Here is a 17784-nt window from a genome sequence, read left to right as displayed (position 1 = left end):
GAACTATACGGCCAGTGTTACAAACAGTGTATCAAGCATAGATATTACGCCGACATTGGCCTTACCATCGTTTCAAAGCCTGACAGTAAACGGTGCGGCCTCAGTGTCGGGAGCCGTAAGCACTGTGGCTCTCAAAGTTGGAGAAAACAGTATTCCGGTGGCAGTTACAGCACAAGATGGTACAATTGCTACATACACAATGGTCATCACAAGACACAGCACTGATAACTTTAACCTCATGACCACCGGCAATGCACCTTTGGGATGGACCACCACATTTGCAGGTGCAGGCACAATAACAGTGCAGGATGATCCAAGTGCTGCTGATAAGAGTGTGTTGATCAGTAAAACCGGAGGTTCAATAGGAAATAAGACATCTATGTCCAAGACGTTTACCCCATTAAGTGGTATAGTGGCAATAGAAACAAAAATCAAAAGAACGGCTACGGGAGCTTTGTGGTGTTTGCCTTATACCTATAGCAGTACTAATGCTCAGGCAGTATGTGTTTGGTTTGATACCGGCAATATTAAGGCATACAACGGAGGCTGGCAAACTTTACAACCGTTTGCGGCAAATCAGTGGTATACACTTAAATATGTAATAAATACCAGTACGGGTAAATATGACATGTATATAGACGGTACCAGGCAGGTAACCAACGGTTCGCTTAGAGGCGCTGCCACAGATATAAGCAAAATAGAATTCTATGCTGCAGATGCTAATACGGGTAGTGCGTATGTGGATATGGAAATTGAGCCATATTTATTTAATACATTAAGTAGTTTGGAAATAAGTCAAGGGACTTTGTCACCGGCATTTGCACCCGATATTATGAACTATGAAGCAAGTGTTGCAAACAATGTATCAAGCATAGATATTACACCAACATGGGCAAATTCATCAGATTACAAGAGCATGCTTGTAAACGGCGCAGACTCAGAGTTAGGAGCTGTAAGCAGTGTGAATCTTGCGGTTGGAGTAAACAGTATCCCGGTGGTACTTACAGCACAGGATAATACTACAACTACATACACAATAAACATCACGAGAGCAGCAGCACAGCAAAGCAGCGATGCAACATTAAGCGGTTTGGAAATAAGTGAAGGGACGTTGTCACCAACATTTACATCAGATACCAGGGATTATACGGCAAGTGTTGCAAACAGTGTTTCAAGCATAGATGTTACGCCAACAGTGACCTCTTCAGTATATCAGAGCCTGACCGTAAACGGTGTACCTGCAGAGTCGGGTGAGGCAAATTCTGTGGAGCTTGCCGCGGGAGTTAACAACATACCGGTAGTAGTCACAGCGGAAGACGGCACAGTTGCCACATATACCATAAGCGTTACAAGAGCAGCGGAGCAAACCGGTGATGTGAGATTAAGCAATCTGGAAATAAGTCCGGGAACTCTGTCACCGGCATTTACATCGGATAATATGCTCTATGAAACAAGTGTTGCCAATGATGTAACAAGCGTGGAAATTACTCCCGAAGCTTCAGAATACGGAAGCCTGAGTGTAAACGGTGTACCGACGGTGTCGGGAGCAGCAATCAGTGTGGCGCTTGCTGTGGGAGTTAATAATATTCCGGTGGTAGTTACGGCTCAGGATGATACGGCTTCCACATATATTATAAGTGTTACAAGAGAAGCAGCTGAGGTTATTCCAGTTACCGGAATAACCGTTACTCCGTCAACCGTAAGCGATTTTAGAGTTGGATCGGCTGCTCAACAGCTGGCTGCAGAGGTAACTCCCGGAAATGCAACTAATACAAACGTATTGTGGAATTCAAGTAATTCATTAGTTGCAGCAGTTTCGGCAAGCGGTGTAATAACGGCGGTTGGGCCAGGTACAGCAATAATAAAGGCGACAAGTGTATCGAATAATGATATCTTCGGGGAATGTACGGTGACTGTATTACCGGCAGAAGGCAACAATGGCGGTAACAACGACAATGGCGGAAATAACAATAATAGTGGTAACAACAACAATGGCGGTAACAATAATAATAATGGAAACAGCAATAATGGCAGTAACAACGGAAATGACACATTGGAGGTAACTCCGGTACCGGCGGTTTCTTCCAAGCTGGAAGTTAAACCGGTATTGGGACCGGACAAATCCGCAAAGGCGGCAGCAGGTATTAACGACCTGCAAAAGGCTATTGGGGCGGCCGAAGCCGACAGCGCGGGAAATAAAACAATTACTGTGAATGTTGCCAGAGTGGAAGGCGCCGACAGGTACATACTTGAGCTCCCAAAGTCAATACTGGCGGCTGACACCGCTGCTGTCAAAGTTAAAATAGAAACTCCCATGGGAACAATTGTCGCTCCGGGTAACATGTTAAAAACCGGAGAGATAAGTGGAAGTAACGTACAGTTAACTATAGGATTTGCAGACAATGCCGCATTAAACGGAGATTTGAAACAGAGTATCGGAAGCAGGCCTGTTATAGAAGTTAATGCTTCGGTGGATGGAAGGGATTGCGAGTGGAGTAGTCCTGAGGCGCCCATAACAGTTTCCATGGATTATAAACCAACAGATGAAGAACTTGCAAATCCCGAGCACATAACTGTATGGTGCATAGACCGAAACGGAAACACGGCTGCAGTACCGAGTGGAAGGTATAATCCGGCAACAGGACAGATAACCTTTACAACAACTTACATGGGCAGGTTTGCAGTAGCATATGTCAATAAGACCTTCAGTGATATCGGAAGGTACTCATGGGCAAAGAATAAAATAGAAGTAATGGCAGCAAAGGGTATCATAGAAGGAACTGCAGAAACAACTTATGAACCTGAACAAAGTATTAAGAGAGCGGATTTCATTAAGTTTCTTGTAAAGGCTTTGGGACTCAGTGCAGAAATAGACGGAAACTTCGGTGACGTAAAGACAGGCAGCTACTATTACGAAGCAGTGGGTATAGCTAAAAAGCTGGGAATCACAAAAGGTGTGGGGGATAATAAGTTTGATCCCCTGGAGCCAATATCAAGACAAGACATGATGGTACTGGTGGAAAAAGCACTCAAAATAGCCGGAAAGCCGGTAGAAGCAGGTTCTGATTCGGACCTTGCGGCGTATAAGGATGCGGCAAAAGTATCAGGGTATGCAGCAGACGCTGCAGCGGCGCTGATAAAAGACGGAATAATCGGCGGCAACGATAACATGATTAATCCAAAAGCTCAGTTAACCAGAGCAGAGGCCGCAGTTGTAATTTATAATCTCTATAACAAATAAAAATCTGAAGTTACGTGAAGCAATATACGGCACACTTATGTCAGCCCGGCATTTCAATAAATGCCGGGCTGATCGGCTGCCAAAAACAGCACTGGCGAAGACCACACCATTATGTCTAAAATGAAAACAGCTTCGCTTGAGGTTATAATAATTCTAGTATATTGGAGGTATTTATGAGCGGATTCATTTTAAGCGCTTTTGCAGATGAAATCGATCCCATGCTCACGACCCAGATGAATATTCTGGACAAGCACGGTATCAAGTATATCGAAATGCGCGGAGTCAATAAAAAGAACCTGGTGGAGCATACTCTGGAAGAAGTGAGGGAGATCAAAAAACAGCTGGATGAAAAGGGTTTTAGAATATCGGCTATTGGCTCGCCCATCGGTAAAATCAAAATAACGGATGGATTCGAATCCCATCTTGGACTTTTCAGACATACTATCGAAATCGCAGGGATATTGGATACGAAGTATATACGGATGTTCAGTTTCTTCATACCGCGGGGCGAAAAACCTGAATCGTACAGGGACGAGGTCGTGGGGCGCTGGCGCAGATTTGTGGATGCGGCAAAGGGGACGGGACTGACACTGCTGCATGAAAACGAAAAGGATATTTACGGGGATACGCCGAAACGGTGCCTTGACCTGCTGGAAACGCTGGATTGTAGTTATGTAAAGGCTGTATTCGATCCGGCCAATTTTGTACAATGTGATGTGGAGGCTTATCCTGAAGCCTATCAGCTGCTGAAGAAACACATTGCTTATATACATATAAAGGATGCGCTCTACAAGGACCACAGCGTTGTACCCTCAGGACATGGAGACGGAAAGGTGAGAAGCATACTGACAGAGCTTAAAAAACAGCGGCTTTGAGGGCTTTCTTTCCCTTGAGCCCCACCTTGCGGATTTTAAAGGCTTTACGGCTCTTGAACCAAATTCGCCGGCAAACAGGTTACCGGAGGGAGGGCCGAAACAATTTGCCGTTGCGGCTGAGGCCCTTAAAAAAATATTGTCTGAAATATGAATAATTGGCGAGGGAAATATGCCGTCAATATACTTTAGTAGCTAAAGTATATTGACGGCATATTTTATAGGAGCTATAATAAATTCGTAGGTAAAACTAAAATGAATATTGAAACACTGTGAATATAATGGTTTTGGATATGTTTTAGTGATGAAGCAATTCGGAGGAAGGGACGAAAATATGGAATGTAAACTAATTGGCGGCTTGCTTGATATTGTCGGCATTGTCGTGGAGGAACAGAGACGTCCGCGAAAATATAATGAAACCCATCTGTTATATCATGCAGAGATGAACCTGATTGAGGCAATCCATGAGAATCCCCAGGCGAATGCTCGTATACTGTCGGAAATTTTGGACATCACACAGGGCGCAGTTACACAGGTTACTGGCAAGCTGTTCAAAAAGAAGCTGATTGAGCAGTATACCATGCCGGGGAACAAAAAGGAGAAGTATTACAGGCTAACCACGGAAGGTGAGCGGATAAGGCGGGGGCATCAGGAGTATCACAAGGAAGCGAATCAAAAATTATGCCAGTATTTTTGCTCTCTCAGTGATGCCGATGCCAAAGTGATTTTTGACTTTTTGGAAAAGATAAAAGAATGTATGCCGGTCAGTGAATTTGCCTGCCGGTCGGATGCTGGCTGCAGGAGCAGCGTGGAGAGAAAGAAGGAATGAGCATGCTTACAATTTCAGGATTAAAAGCCCGCGTGGGGGATAGCGATATTCTCAAGGGACTTGATTTGACAATAAATGCCGGTGAAACTCATGTCATCATGGGGCCAAACGGCGCGGGGAAATCCACGCTGGCCAATGTCATCATGGGGCACCCGGATTATGTGGTGACACATGGCAGCATCGTATTTGACGGTGAGGACATCACCGACGCCAAAACGGATGAGCGGGCAAAAAAGGGACTTTTTATGACCTTTCAAAATCCCGAAGAAGTTGCCGGCATCACAGTTGAAAGCTTTTTACGGACGGCACGGTTTGCTGTCACGGGCAAGAGCGAACGGGCGTGGGACTTTCACAAAGAGTTGCTGACGCTCATGGAGCGTCTGGATTTTGACGAGAGTTATGCCGCACGGCATCTGAATATTGGGTTTTCGGGCGGCGAAAAGAAGAAAAACGAAATATTGCAAATGCTGGCGCTTCACCCAAGGCTGGCAATTCTGGACGAAACCGATTCCGGACTGGATGTTGATGCAGTCAAGACGGTGTCAGAAGGTGTGCGGGGCTATAAAAATGAAAAAAACGCATTGCTGATTATCACCCACAGCACGAAAATTTTAGAAAATATTAAGGTGGACGCCGTTCACATTTTGGTTGACGGTCAGATTGTCAAAAATGGCGGCGCTTCGTTGATTGACGAGGTGAACCATAGCGGATTCACGGCTCTCACCCCCTCCAAATCAATCGAGGGGGTGTCGTGATGGAGCGAAAAAAAACACAGGTTGCGGAGATCAATCGCAGCGCCTACGATACCCCGAACCCGGAAAACGCTGCGTACAAGGTATCGAAAGGTCTGACCGCCGAAATTGTCACCGATATTTCCTCGGGAAAGAACGAGCCGCACTGGATGTTGGAGCATCGTTTACGTTCCCTTGAGGTTTACGGGCGGACTTCTTTGCCAAGCTGGGGGCCGAGCCTCCATGAACTGGACATGGATCAGGTTGTGACCTATGTGCGTCCGAATACCGGGATGACAAATGATTGGGACGAGGTTCCCGACGAAATAAAGCAGACCTTTGACCGGCTGGGCATCCCAGAAGCGGAGAAGCTATCCCTCTCCGGCGTGGGGGCGCAGTATGATTCCGAGGTTGTATATCATAGCATCAAGGACGAAATGCGCAGGCAGGGTGTGATTTACACCGATATGGACACCGCCCTCCATGAGTATGAGGAGGTCGTGAGAAAACATTTCATGAAGCTGATTCCAGCCACGTCCCACAAATTCGCGGCGCTGCACGGAGCGGTCTGGTCAGGCGGTTCCTTTGTGTATGTTCCGAAAGGCGTTGAAGTCAGTATGCCGCTGCAATCCTATTTCCGGCTGAACGCGCCGGGTGCGGGGCAGTTCGAGCATACGCTGATTATTCTGGAGGAAGGCGCAAGGCTGCAGTTTATCGAAGGCTGCTCTGCGCCGAGGTACAACGTACTGAATCTGCACGCAGGCTGTGTGGAGCTTTATGTAGGCCAGGGCGCCACGCTCCGATATTCCACCATCGAAAACTGGTCGAGGAATATGATGAACCTCAATTCCAAGTGCGCGGCAGTAGAAAAAAACGGTGCAATTGAGTGGGTTTCCGGCACGTTCGGCTCCCATATAACCATGCTGTACCCCACCAGCATTTTACAGGGAGAAGGCGCGAGGAGCGAGTTTACAGGTATCAGTTTCGCAAGTGCCGGGCAAGAATTGGATACCGGTACAAAAGTTGTCCATGCTGCGCCGAACACATCCTCAATGGTGAGTTCAAAGTCTATCTCCAAAAACGGCGGGAAGGCGATTTACCGCAGTGCCATTACCGTTCTGCCCGAGGCCAAAAACAGTAAATCCAGCGTAAGCTGCGAATCCCTTATGCTGGACAGCGACAGCCGCTCCGACACGATACCCGTCATGGATATAAGAAATGACGAGGTGGACATCGGCCATGAGGCAAAGATCGGGCGCATCAGCGAGGAAACGGTTTTTTACCTGATGACGCGGGGCATTGGCGAAAATGAGGCGAAAGCGCTGATTGTACGGGGTTTTGTTGAACCGATAGCCAAAGAGCTTCCGCTGGAATACGCCGTGGAAATGAACAGGCTGGTGACGCTGGAATTTGAGGGCAGCATTGGTTAGGAGGCTAAAATGGAAAAAAATATTTTGGGAAAAATCAATAGGCTGCAGATTCCCACATGGAATGCGCTGAAGATAAATGACACCTCGGTGATGATTGCACTTGAGGAGATGTCCGCTTACACGGGGAACCCGCTGCAAAAGGAATATGCGGGGATCCGGATCAGAAAGGAAGCCCCGGCTGAGCTTCGGGGGAGTGCGCCTGCCATACTCGGCGACACTTTGGGTTATGTGCAAAGGCTATGCAATTATAAATTGCATATTACAATACCCGAGGGGTTTACGGCGAAGGAGCCGGTGATCCTGAACTTTTATCTTGACCGGGACAACGCTCTTTTGTCGGACGAATTATTCATCAGCGCTGAAGCCGGAAGCAGCGCGAGCATTATTTTACGATATATGTCGGACGGAGACTCGGACTGCTTTCATTGCGGGTATACGACACTTGACGTGAAAGCGGACTCCAGCATACGGTTGATAAAACTGCAAATGCTGGCTGAGAATCACATGGGCGTTGACGCGACAGAGGTAAATGTGGAGGCCGGCGCAAATGCCTCTGTAGTTTTAGCCGAGCTTGGAGCAAAAAAATCCGTTTCAGGCTGTAGCGTGCAGCTTGCTGGAAACAGCGCGGACGCTGACTTGGACGGCGTTTATATTGTGAACCATGAGCGGGAACTGGATATGAACTATCGCATTGAATATCGGGGTGAAAATACGCAAGGGAACATCTCACTCCGCGGCGCGCTGCTGGACAACGCCCGTAAGACGGCAAAAAGTACACTGGACTTTATCTCAGGTGCGGCAGGCGCAAAAGGCCGGGAAGAAGAAAGTGTGCTGGCACTCAGTCCCGAGGCTGTCAATCTTTCAGCGCCGCTGCTCTTATGCGGTGAGGACAACGTGGACGGCCAGCACGCCACTACCACCGGAAAGATTGACGAGGAGAAGCTGTTTTATTTGATGAGCCGCGGCATCGATGAGAAAGAAGCGCGCAAGCTGATCGCGCTGGCATCATTCAGCTCTGTTTTGGAAAAAATTGAGCCGGAAAACCTGCGGGAAGAAATAACCGCGTCAATACAGGAGGCGTTAAACAATGCGGACTAACTATAAGGATGATTTCCCTCTACTGAAAAACAGCACAGCGGGCGGTAAGCCGCTTGTATACCTTGACAACGCGGCTACCACGCAAAAACCCGCACAGGTAATTGAAGCTGTTAAAGAATATTATGAGCAATATAACGCAAATCCTCATCGCGGCGCGTATCCCCTGAGTGAAAAGGCAACGGAAGTTTATGAGGCTGCGCGGGAAAAGGCCGCGGAGTTTATCGGCGCGGACAGCCCGGAGGAAATCGTATTTACCAAAGGAACCACCGAATCACTCAATCTTGTTGCAAGCTCCTACGGGCTGGATAACATCCGGGAGGGCGACGAAATTTTGATCTCCATTGAGGAACATCACAGTAATTTGATTCCGTGGCAGGCCGTAGCAAAAACAAGGAACGCGCGGCTCCGGTATCTTTACACCGATGAAAATGGAAAGCTGCCGCTGGAAGAAATCTCCGCGAAAATAAACGCCCGCACTAAAATCGTTGCTGTTACACAGGTTTCCAATGTGCTGGGAATCGTCAACCCTCTTGGGGAAATTGTCAGAAGGGCCCGTGAAGTTGGTGCGGTCGTCGTGCTGGACGCGGCGCAGAGTATTCCGCATATGCCGGTTGATGTGCGGGCACTGGATGTGGACTTCCTGGCGTTTTCGGGGCATAAATTGTATGCTCCGACGGGTATCGGTGTCTTGTACGGGAAAAAAGAGCATTTGCGTAAAATGCAACCGCTTCTTTTCGGCGGCGGGATGGTGGACGATGTGAGCGAACAGGACGCAACTTTTGCGGAAGGCCCATCAAAATTTGAAGGCGGTACGCAAAATGTGGAGGGCGCGGTTGGCCTGCACGCGGCTATTGATTATCTGGAAGGCATCGGCTATGAACGGATTGGACAGATTGAAAGTGAACTGACGCAATACGCGCTTACACGGTTTCATTCCATTCCTCATGTTACAGTTTATGGCAAGGAAAGCGGAAATAACCGCGCAGGCATCATTTCCTTTAATATTGACGGAGCGCATCCGCACGACGTATCGACGATACTCAGCGCGGACAATGTGGCGATACGGTCAGGACACCATTGTGCTCACCCGCTTATGCGGCATATGGGAGTGAACGCTACCTGCCGGGTCAGCCTTTGCTTTTACAACACAAGGGATGATATTGATATTCTGATAGAATCCATATGCAAAGTCAGGGAGGTGCTGGGACTTGAACTTAAATGAGATTTATACGGAAGTTATTACCGAGCATAGCACATCCGCGAGAAACCGCAGGCATCTGGAGCAGGCCAGCGTTACCCTTGCGGGAAAAAATCCAAGCTGCGGCGATGAAATAGAACTGGAGCTTCTGGTCAGAGATGGGAAAATTGCGGACGCTTCTTTTACCGGTGTGGGGTGCGCGATTTCACAGGCGTCGGCTTCTATGATGATTGATCTGGTCAGGGGTAAATCCTTACCGGAAGCGAGGCAGCTCGCAGAATTATTTACCGCGATGATACAGCGTAAAGTAACAAATGACCGGGATTTGGAGCCGCTTGAGGAAGCCGCCGCGTTAAAAAGCGTTTCCAATCTGCCTGCACGGGTCAAATGCGCAGCTATGCCGTGGCACACCCTTGAAACAGCCATAGAGGGTTTATAGTATTAAGTATTATCAATTAGATGAAACAAACTTCTCATAGCTATTTTTTAGGCCAATATTTTATAGTAGCTCTAAAATATTGGCCTCCCTCTAAAATTACTTTTTTTGAATAAATAATGTACCGTCCTCAGATAATTCAGCATAAAACACCTGTTTTATGGCTGTAATGCCCTGTTTGGACAGTTCTTGCGTAAGCCATGCTTCTGTTTTCCCAAACTCCAAAAGATTTTTTGCTATTAGTTTTCCGTCGGTAATCAACTCACCTGGCAAATGGGATGGATTTTGTGGCTGCAAACCTATGTTTTCCAATAATACTGATTGTTTAGGGGCTTTTTTAACAATGCTCAATTCGCCGTGGGGCTCCAGGATAGCATACCAAACATCCCGGACAGTGAATACATCCTTTTCACGCAATAGCATAGTTAAGTCATCCATGTTCAGCCGCATTTTGCGTAACTCTTTGATTTGAATTTCACCACGCTTGATTACAATGGTGGGTTCACTATCCAGCACGACTCGCATAAACGGGATTTTTAATCCGACATATTCTACTACAAAACTGAAAATACCCCAGAGTGTCACACCTATGATCTCTTCCACGAACTCAACACCGCCATGAATAACCATTTCGCCAATCATGCTGCCGAGAGTGATTCCGGTAATATATGTGAATATGGTCATCTGACTGAGTTGCTTTTTGCCCGTGAGGCGTGTAAACAGTAATAGAATTGCGAAACCGATTAATGTTCTGGCGGCCGCGTTTAAGAGCTCGTTCAAGATAAATCACCTCTTAATGGTGATTATGCCCAAAATCGAACGACGGTATTCTTTTGAGAATGTCCAATATCGGCTGCTGTTTCTATACTAAAGCCTCTTATTTACCCGGGCTTGAGCGTTTTAGTCTTTGGAAGTTATACTGATGTCCATCGTAGAAACCTCACATTTTTGATGAAAAAAGAAAATAAAAAGATTAGAGTTGCTGCTTATTGTCGCGTCAGTACTTTTGGATAGACTCATTTATGCAGTTTGGAGACTTAGATAGAAACTTACAGAGAACGAGAGATTAATATATGCATTTTGAAAATGAAACTAAGATTTAATCAATGTAAATATGGAATTTAAAAAGGGTGATATTCTGAATTGTTTTTGTGTCCCAAATATCTTTCGCGCAGCCTCTGCCTGCCCCAGAACAATTACAATTTCACCATCTACAGGTATATCCGATAAAACTCTTATGCTTTGTGAATATATCGATTTTACAAATGATGAATCCCAAGATAAAAGGATGTTTCAGAATCGCTGAAGAGGTGGTATGATAGTTATCAAAAGAATGCAGGTAAATGGATAAATGCTTTGAAACTTCTGGATTATTGATATATAATGGAGGTCGGTAATATTTGATAAGGTTATTATTTCTGAGGATGAAAAAACTAGTGATAATATTAAATAAAAGGAAGGAATCAAAGATATTGGTTTGAAAGAAAAGATGATAACAACAGTAAGCGAATAGCAAGACTTCAGGGTAAAGAATGGGGTTGGAGGTGGTGGCTTCGGTCGTCTGGCCGCGTTAATGTAAAAGCCGTGTACATATTCGGAACTGACGGTAATATAGGTATTCAAGGCAACAATATATTGAAAGGCAATATCAGCGATGGCAAATGTACAGGAGGCGTCCGTCCCGCTTTGTGGCTAAAGCCTGAATTGTAAATCTTAAGCTACGTTTCAAGTGGTTTGACTATAGTTACAGCATAAATTAAATATAATTTAAAGGAGAATTAAAATGAGCAAATACGAAAACGCGATGAAACTTATGGAGGAACGTTGCGGAAATGGTAAAGAAGAAGTTATTGCCCTTGCGACAATATCACTATTTCCGAACGCTTACGGTAATCCCCGCCCTGCTGTCCGTATGGTTTGTGCTTATTATGAAGATGGTGTATTTTATGTTTCTACCGACGCAAAAAAAAATAAAACGCTGCAAATTGAGAAGAGCAACGAGGTTTCCGTCAGTGGGTTAGATTGGTACGCTTTCCATGGCACAGCTGAAAATCTCGGTTGGGTTAAGGACGAGAAGAATGCGGAAATCAGAGCGAAATTTAAAAGAATCTTCGACTGGTTCGATGAAGTTGGTGACGAAGACAATCCGAACTCAATCGTTCTGCGTATCACCCTTACAGAGGGTACTATTACTGACAACGAAAAAAAATACGGTGAACGGCAGTATGAAGTTGATTTTATCCATAAAATGGCGAAGTAAATAAATTTAAAATATAGCAACGAATAAGTAAGGCATCCTATGCCCAAGTTTTGTAGTGTGCTTTGCTTATTTTTATTATGAGTTCACATTCACCGTCATCTGTATTACTATAAATTCAAACTATATTAACGAATGAATCCTTCCGCTAAAGCCCCACAGCTTCAAAAGGCATCTTTATTGACTGTTCAACACACGTTGAAACAATAATGATGATGACGAAATGTGGTTTTGAAGTGAAAACTGAGCAAAAATAGGCCGAAAAAATAGATAGTGCGTCATCCTCAGTCATTTCATCTTTTTTGAGACTATTGGCACATACAGGTCTGCAGTGAGTACTCCCTGATTATAATAGTAATATTCAATATCGTGAGTACCGGCATGCTCATATTCTGATTCAATAAGCCATACCGAATATATATAATCCCAGGTCTTTTGCACACTTTCGGTTATTGGGCCAAGGGTCTTGAAAACAGCATAAAACGAAGGGGCCAGTCTATATAGCTCCATATTCTCAGGGACATGGCTTGTGGAATTCACTTCATGGCCTATCATATACTCAAAAACTTCTCCGTCAGAAAATATGCAAACGCCCATACATTCATCTGCAAACTTCCGCTCTGTAATTTTTTCACCTTCCTTTTCGCCATGCCACTTATTCCACAGCAGCGGTATGTCCTGAAGGTTGCTCCCATCTGCCTTCATTTTTGACTTTCTGCCTGCTATGTATCTCTCAGGAAGCTTCCTATATAGGGGAGATAAACCCTCTTTCATTAGTTTATAATTAAACATCATGTAATCGGAATTCATCGGCTCCCTTATACAATAGAGCAACTTCCTGTTTCGTACTTCAGAGGGATTTCTTCCATAAACTTTTTCAAAGGCTCTGCTGAAGGCTTCCCTTGATTCATAGCCATATTTTATACCTATGTCTACAATAGGCCTGTCGGTACATACCAGCTCCTTTGCCGCCTCCGTTATTCTTCTTTTCCTGATATAGTCTTTGAGAGAATCTCCTACTGCACTTTTAAAAATACGGTGGAAGTGATAAAGAGAGTAGCCTGCTTCCTTTGCGATATAAGATAAATCAATTTCCTCATATAAATGACGCTCAATATAATTTATAGCTTTTTCCAGGGAATATATATAGGACATATAAACATCACCTTATCCGTGGCTAATTGTAACTTCACTAAAATTCTCAGGTACTTTAATCTTATCATTGGTTTGGACATACTTGTACAGGGCTTCAAAATTATTATCGACATTTACGGCAAGCATGGATAAGTCATCCATAACCTTATAGTCTCTTTCTGTCCATTCTTCCATGGGAAGGCTCTTATATCCTTCCCACCAATCCCAGGGCTGCATAGGTACCTTAAGTAATGAATTGGCATCAAGAATTAGATTACATCTTAAATAATCATATCCCCACCATTTAAAAATTCCGAACAAATCAGGATTAAAGATTCCTTCCCGACACCACAACCAGGCTTTTGGAGCAGTTATAAAATAATTCTCACTTACATCCAGAGGATCAAAAGGAAGCTCAAGTGTTTTTTGCTGAAGAGCATCCAGTTGCGCATCCACCATTAACCACTTTTTCTTCTCTTCATTCCAATATTCAAGTACCCAGTGGTCGATATACTTGTCTTTTTCAAAGTAGCTTGCAAAGCCGCATCTTGCTCTGGCAGGCACACCGGCTTCACGGCAAAGTGCTGCAGCAGCTACCGAAAAGTCACGGCATATGGATATCATTTTATTTTCATTTGTTCTATGCTCGGACACATGAGTGAAACCCAGCTCATTCAAAAAAATAAGTTTCTCTTCGAAGCTCCGCAGAAACGGTTCCTTCTTTCTTTCCTCGCTGAGTTCCAACCCGTAAGCCTTGCTCCAATGCTGATGCAATAGAATATTTTGTACGTAAGAGACAATAGTTCCGATATCCTTTGGTATATCCGTAACCATGTGTTTCATGGTTTTAATTTCTGTCATAATATCATGCTCTTTATAAAGCTTAAGAGTATCTTTCATTTACAATCACTCCTTTTGCGTTCTTTCTCTGCAATAATATAATTATAATGTACTATTCAATAATGATGGGTGACATTTTGTGCGGTTTATAAAATATCTGCCGCCGGTTGAAGAAAGTCCCGGGTGCAGGATTTACTGCATGTCAGTTCTGCGGGGCAGCTGCTCTCGGTATTCCAGGGGAGTTAACCCTGTCAGCTCTTTGAAAACCTTGCAGAAATACTTGTCATTTTCAAAGCCTGTTTCGGCAGCAATTTCATAGTTCCGCTTCAGCGGGTTTGACAGAAGCTTTTTTGCTTTCTCAATTCTTAGTTTCTGAAGATACTTGACGAAAGAATATCCCGTTTTCTTCCGGAAAAGAGAACTGAAATAATTACTGTTCATTGACACCTGATTTGCAACCATGTCAAGACTTATATCCTTGTTAAAATTTTTCTCCATATATCGGATGGCATAGCCTATCGTGCTATTATCACCGGTCTCCTTATACAGCTTCCGGTCTGTTTTTATTATCCTGCAGAGCATTTCTTTCATTTTATTTCTTAATTCCATAATAGAGTCTGAGGTTTGGTACAAGTAATCAATGTCATCAATGGAGTCTTTGCACATATGAAAATTGTTAAAAGAGTCTCCGAAAAATTTTGATACATATAAAACCAGGTTTTTCAAGGTATTGATAATAAAATCGGGTGTCAGGTTCTGATTTTTTAAAATAAAACTGAACATTTCATCCACAGATTTATTTAAGTCGGTCAGGTCGTTATCTGCCAGATTAGTACTGATTTTGTCATAATAGACAGCAGGAACCCTGAGCTGAGCTGCGGTCTGGAAAGAGTCGGAATGGCACAGCAGGGGAGAATCCCACATAAAGAGTCTGTAATCAAGCGCTTTCAGTGACTGTGCTGCTAAAACAGGCAAAGCTTCCACATCTTCCATCCACTGGCTGGAGCCGATAAATATTTTTTTATCAAAACCGTCAGAATTAATTCGGTCGGGATTGTTACGGATTTTTTCCATAAGCTCCCCGGCAGTGGCTTTTTCAAGGTTTAAAAGACACATAATATGACCGTATTTTGATGAAAAAGAATAAATGGACAGATCCATGTCCTCCAGATAAAAATGCAGCTTCTGCATTATTGTATTCTTACTGGTATCACTGTCGGCCACTCCGTTACTGATGTGGAAGGTAAATACCAGAAAGCCTTTTTTGAGAAAGGCTATTTTGGAAGAACTGAAAACTTTAGAAATATCCACTTTTTTATATTCGTTATTAAGCACTTCTTTAATTATCTTTTCCTGCAGCAAGCTCAGTGTTTTAATATAGATATTTTTATTAACAGTCTGCTGTCTTTCCTCATCCAGCTGGGAAATGATACCCGATAGAATATCGTTTAATTTCTCATTTTTAAAAGGCTTCAGAAGGTAATCGGTTACACCGTACTGGATAGCTTTCTGGGCATATGAAAACTCTCCGTAACCGCTTAAAATTATGAATTTTATATTCTTATCAAATTTACGGATGATTTCAACCAGTTCCAGGCCATCTATATTGGGCATTTTAATATCTGTAATTATGATGTTGGGACGGTTTGAATGAAAGATATCCAATGCTTCTTTTCCGTCACGGGCCTCGTCAATTTTTGATATTTTCAAATTCATATTTGATATTATTTTCTTTAAACCTTTTCTGACAATATCTTCATCATCGACAACCAGAACCTTGTACATGGTATACCTCCAACTGAATGAATAGTAGTATTAAATAAGCTTAAATCAAATCTGCTCTGTATATGGAAAGGAAAGAAAAACTGTAGTCCCGTATCCCGGCTGTGATTCTATATCAATTCCGTATTTATCCCCGTATTTGAGTTTTATTCTGTTATTGATGTTTGTAAGTGCCAGTCCATGACCGCGCCCATGGAGAATTCTCTTCTGGTCGGGATTATTCAGGCATTTCCTTATCTGCATAATCCGATTTTCAGATATTCCTGAACCGTTGTCACTTACCATGATAATAATATCCTCATCCTTTGTTACGGTATTTATTTTAATAAGTAAATCATCGGTACGGTTTATATAGCCATGGAATATACTGTTCTCAATAATTGGCTGAATGATCAGGTTTGGTACTCTATAAAGCATGTGAGCAGCCTCAATTGAGTAAGTTACCTTCAGCCGGTCATTCAGCAGCAGTTTCTGTATATTTACATAATCCCGGGTATTTTCTATTTCATCTTTCAGATAAACCATATCTTCTGATTTTGTCAGATTATACCGCATAAGATTGCCCAAGGATGCTATGGCATCGGAAATCTTGTGCTGCTCCTCTATTTCTGCCATCATTTTTAAAACCTCAAGGGTATTAAACAGAAAATGTGGATTGATTTGCATCTGCAGGGCAACAAGTTCAGCTTCCCTCTGTGCGATCTCGGATTTGTAGACCTTGTTGATCAAATCATTGATTTTTGCAGACATTACATTGATATTTTCGGCTAATTCGTTGATTTCATCCCTGCCGTTTACAGGAATATGGATGCTGAAATCCTGATTCTGAATTCTATGGACTGCATTGACCAGACTCTTAACTTTTTTCACCAGAATGCCTGATAGTAAATAAGCAATGGCTGTAAGCACTCCGATGCTTAATACCAATATGAATATAAACATATTTCTTGCGTTGGAAAGGTTCTGTGTAATTTCCTCAGAAGGTATGACACCGACAATATAGCAGTTAAGTTTATTTATTTTTAAATAGCTCACAGAATACCGGGTGCTTTCAATTTTTACAGTTGAATGCCCGCTGTCGTTAGAACCTTCGAAGACAGAAGAATCCATATTCTGAACAATACCTGCACTTAAGTCAGGGTGATTGGACTGAATAATTTCTTTGTTTGAATTTACAATAAAAGTAAAACCGGAATGTCCTATGGGTGTTTCATTCAGCTGTCTGAAGAGGTAGGCAGGGGTTATTTCAATTTCCAGATAGGCATTGCCGGCGGCATTTGGCAGAACTATGGGATAGAACAGTGAATATACCTTCTGTGTTGATTTTTGAGTGTAGTTTTGATGTATCCTGTGATAATCTTCCCAGTAAGGAGTCAGGTTTTGTGTACCCTGTCTCATTTTGCCGAACCATACTTCCTTATCGTATTTCTGAGCCGGTGAAAAAAGGTAAAAGGAGGATATATTCTGATTGTAGGTATAATATCTAAGTTCGGAAATGCCCGGATTTGTGGTAAGCCACCAGGATACAAGAGGCTGCACATTGTTTTTAACAAATAAAACAAATTCACTGTCCTCAGTATAAAAGTCATTAAAGAAATCGTTTATAAGTGAATTTTGAGATATATTTTGAGCTACCTTTTCAAATTCCTCAAGTTTTTTATCAATATTGGATTTTTCCTGATTTAATCTCTGGTCTATCATTGACTCGGTTTTCTGGCGCAGGGATAAAACCGCACTTGAATAGAAGTACACACCTCCAAGTACGGTGGGAATAAGTAAAAGTACTATATATGAAAGCATAAGCTTTTTTTTGAAACTTAAATCATGAAAAAAATTTATGGCTTTATTCATTTGAAATCACCTGTTTTTAAGTCTTGGGTTCCATGCTTATATCTTAACGGCTAACGGATTTCCATACAACAGTAATGTGAGATTT

Annotated in this window: 14 protein-coding genes and 1 pseudogene; 10 read left to right on the top strand and 5 right to left on the bottom strand. The window is 43.4% G+C overall.

Translation table 11 applies throughout. From position 1 onward, the window contains the following. The 8 genes from CTER_RS26775 to sufU form a co-directional block, all read left to right on the top strand. Window positions 1–3241, top strand: a 3241-nt coding sequence (locus tag CTER_RS26775; protein ID WP_004623934.1) for a cadherin-like beta sandwich domain-containing protein, incomplete at its 5' end; no start/stop codon positions are given. 173 nt (window positions 3242–3414) lie between these two features. Next, a complete protein-coding gene (locus CTER_RS04500) occupies window positions 3415–4116 on the top strand; it encodes a sugar phosphate isomerase/epimerase family protein (protein WP_004623900.1) in 702 nt (233 codons plus the stop codon). A 331-nt stretch (window positions 4117–4447) separates the two neighbouring features. Further along, window positions 4448–4942: a MarR family winged helix-turn-helix transcriptional regulator gene (locus CTER_RS04495; RefSeq protein ID WP_165585947.1), complete on the top strand. Its 495-nt coding sequence runs from the start codon at window positions 4448–4450 to the stop codon at window positions 4940–4942. 2 nt (window positions 4943–4944) lie between these two features. Continuing rightward, the gene (gene sufC, locus CTER_RS04490) at window positions 4945–5697 is read left to right on the top strand and encodes a Fe-S cluster assembly ATPase SufC (protein WP_004623908.1); all 753 of its coding nucleotides are present in this window, start codon (window positions 4945–4947) and stop codon (window positions 5695–5697) included. Further along, window positions 5697–7103 carry a Fe-S cluster assembly protein SufB gene (sufB, locus tag CTER_RS04485; protein WP_004623889.1) on the top strand — a complete coding sequence of 469 codons (1407 nt, stop codon included), beginning with the start codon at window positions 5697–5699 and terminating at the stop codon, window positions 7101–7103. The genes sufC and sufB overlap by 1 nt, the downstream gene beginning before the upstream one ends. Before the next feature lie 9 nt (window positions 7104–7112). Beyond that, entirely contained in the window at window positions 7113–8201 is a 1089-nt protein-coding gene (gene sufD, locus CTER_RS04480) for a Fe-S cluster assembly protein SufD (protein WP_004623887.1), read from the top strand. Next, window positions 8191–9423, top strand: a complete 1233-nt coding sequence (locus CTER_RS04475; RefSeq protein ID WP_004623946.1) for a cysteine desulfurase — start codon at window positions 8191–8193, stop codon at window positions 9421–9423. The genes sufD and CTER_RS04475 overlap by 11 nt, the downstream gene beginning before the upstream one ends. Beyond that, the gene (gene sufU / locus CTER_RS04470; RefSeq protein ID WP_004623895.1) at window positions 9410–9838 is read left to right on the top strand and encodes a Fe-S cluster assembly sulfur transfer protein SufU; all 429 of its coding nucleotides are present in this window, start codon (window positions 9410–9412) and stop codon (window positions 9836–9838) included. The genes CTER_RS04475 and sufU overlap by 14 nt, the downstream gene beginning before the upstream one ends. Before the next feature lie 96 nt (window positions 9839–9934). On the opposite strand, the gene CTER_RS04465 is transcribed toward sufU, so the two are convergent. Then, entirely contained in the window at window positions 9935–10615 is a 681-nt protein-coding gene (locus CTER_RS04465; RefSeq protein ID WP_004623876.1) for a DUF421 domain-containing protein, read from the bottom strand. 675 nt (window positions 10616–11290) lie between these two features. On the opposite strand from CTER_RS04465, the pseudogene CTER_RS28705 reads away from it, so the two are divergent. Beyond that, window positions 11291–11545: pseudogene (locus CTER_RS28705) on the top strand (DUF6273 domain-containing protein); the annotation flags it as partial. A 73-nt stretch (window positions 11546–11618) separates the two neighbouring features. Then, complete coding sequence (locus CTER_RS04460) at window positions 11619–12095, top strand: pyridoxamine 5'-phosphate oxidase family protein (RefSeq protein WP_004623904.1); 477 nt, start codon at window positions 11619–11621, stop codon at window positions 12093–12095. A 285-nt stretch (window positions 12096–12380) separates the two neighbouring features. Here the strand turns inward: CTER_RS04460 and CTER_RS04455 are convergent, their stop codons facing one another. From CTER_RS04455 to CTER_RS04440, 4 genes are all read right to left on the bottom strand, one after another. Continuing rightward, window positions 12381–13247, bottom strand: a complete 867-nt coding sequence (locus tag CTER_RS04455; protein ID WP_004623928.1) for a helix-turn-helix domain-containing protein — start codon at window positions 13245–13247, stop codon at window positions 12381–12383. 12 nt (window positions 13248–13259) lie between these two features. Beyond that, window positions 13260–14126, bottom strand: a complete 867-nt coding sequence (locus CTER_RS04450; protein ID WP_004623926.1) for a transglutaminase-like domain-containing protein — start codon at window positions 14124–14126, stop codon at window positions 13260–13262. Between the two features lie 132 nt (window positions 14127–14258). Further along, window positions 14259–15851, bottom strand: coding sequence for a response regulator transcription factor (locus CTER_RS04445; protein ID WP_004623935.1), 1593 nt, complete (start codon window positions 15849–15851; stop codon window positions 14259–14261). A gap of 45 nt (window positions 15852–15896) precedes the next feature. After that, window positions 15897–17699 (bottom strand): cache domain-containing sensor histidine kinase, encoded by a 1803-nt coding sequence (locus CTER_RS04440; protein ID WP_004623917.1) that lies wholly within the window; start codon window positions 17697–17699, stop codon window positions 15897–15899. Between the last annotated feature and the right edge of the window lie 85 nt (window positions 17700–17784).

This window comes from Ruminiclostridium cellobioparum subsp. termitidis CT1112, from assembly GCF_000350485.1.
GTDB lineage: Bacteria > Bacillota > Clostridia > Acetivibrionales > DSM-1351 > Ruminiclostridium > Ruminiclostridium termitidis.
The sequence above is the reverse complement of the archived record's forward strand: the minus strand, read 5'-3'. Positions and strand labels throughout refer to the sequence as shown.

What these genes read in the sequence shown, in the direction of transcription:
- CTER_RS04500 (WP_004623900.1), top strand. Translation starts at nt 3,415, where the DNA reads ATGAGCGGATTCATTTTAAGCGCTTTTGCAGATGAAATCGATCCCATG.
- CTER_RS04495 (WP_165585947.1), top strand. Translation starts at nt 4,448, where the DNA reads ATGGAATGTAAACTAATTGGCGGCTTGCTTGATATTGTCGGCATTGTC.
- sufC (WP_004623908.1), top strand. Translation starts at nt 4,945, where the DNA reads ATGCTTACAATTTCAGGATTAAAAGCCCGCGTGGGGGATAGCGATATT.
- sufB (WP_004623889.1), top strand. Translation starts at nt 5,697, where the DNA reads ATGGAGCGAAAAAAAACACAGGTTGCGGAGATCAATCGCAGCGCCTAC.
- sufD (WP_004623887.1), top strand. Translation starts at nt 7,113, where the DNA reads ATGGAAAAAAATATTTTGGGAAAAATCAATAGGCTGCAGATTCCCACA.
- CTER_RS04475 (WP_004623946.1), top strand. Translation starts at nt 8,191, where the DNA reads ATGCGGACTAACTATAAGGATGATTTCCCTCTACTGAAAAACAGCACA.
- CTER_RS04460 (WP_004623904.1), top strand. Translation starts at nt 11,619, where the DNA reads ATGAGCAAATACGAAAACGCGATGAAACTTATGGAGGAACGTTGCGGA.
- CTER_RS04455 (WP_004623928.1), bottom strand. Translation starts at nt 13,247, where the DNA reads ATGTCCTATATATATTCCCTGGAAAAAGCTATAAATTATATTGAGCGT.
- CTER_RS04450 (WP_004623926.1), bottom strand. Translation starts at nt 14,126, where the DNA reads ATGAAAGATACTCTTAAGCTTTATAAAGAGCATGATATTATGACAGAA.
- CTER_RS04445 (WP_004623935.1), bottom strand. Translation starts at nt 15,851, where the DNA reads ATGTACAAGGTTCTGGTTGTCGATGATGAAGATATTGTCAGAAAAGGT.
- CTER_RS04440 (WP_004623917.1), bottom strand. Translation starts at nt 17,699, where the DNA reads ATGAATAAAGCCATAAATTTTTTTCATGATTTAAGTTTCAAAAAAAAG.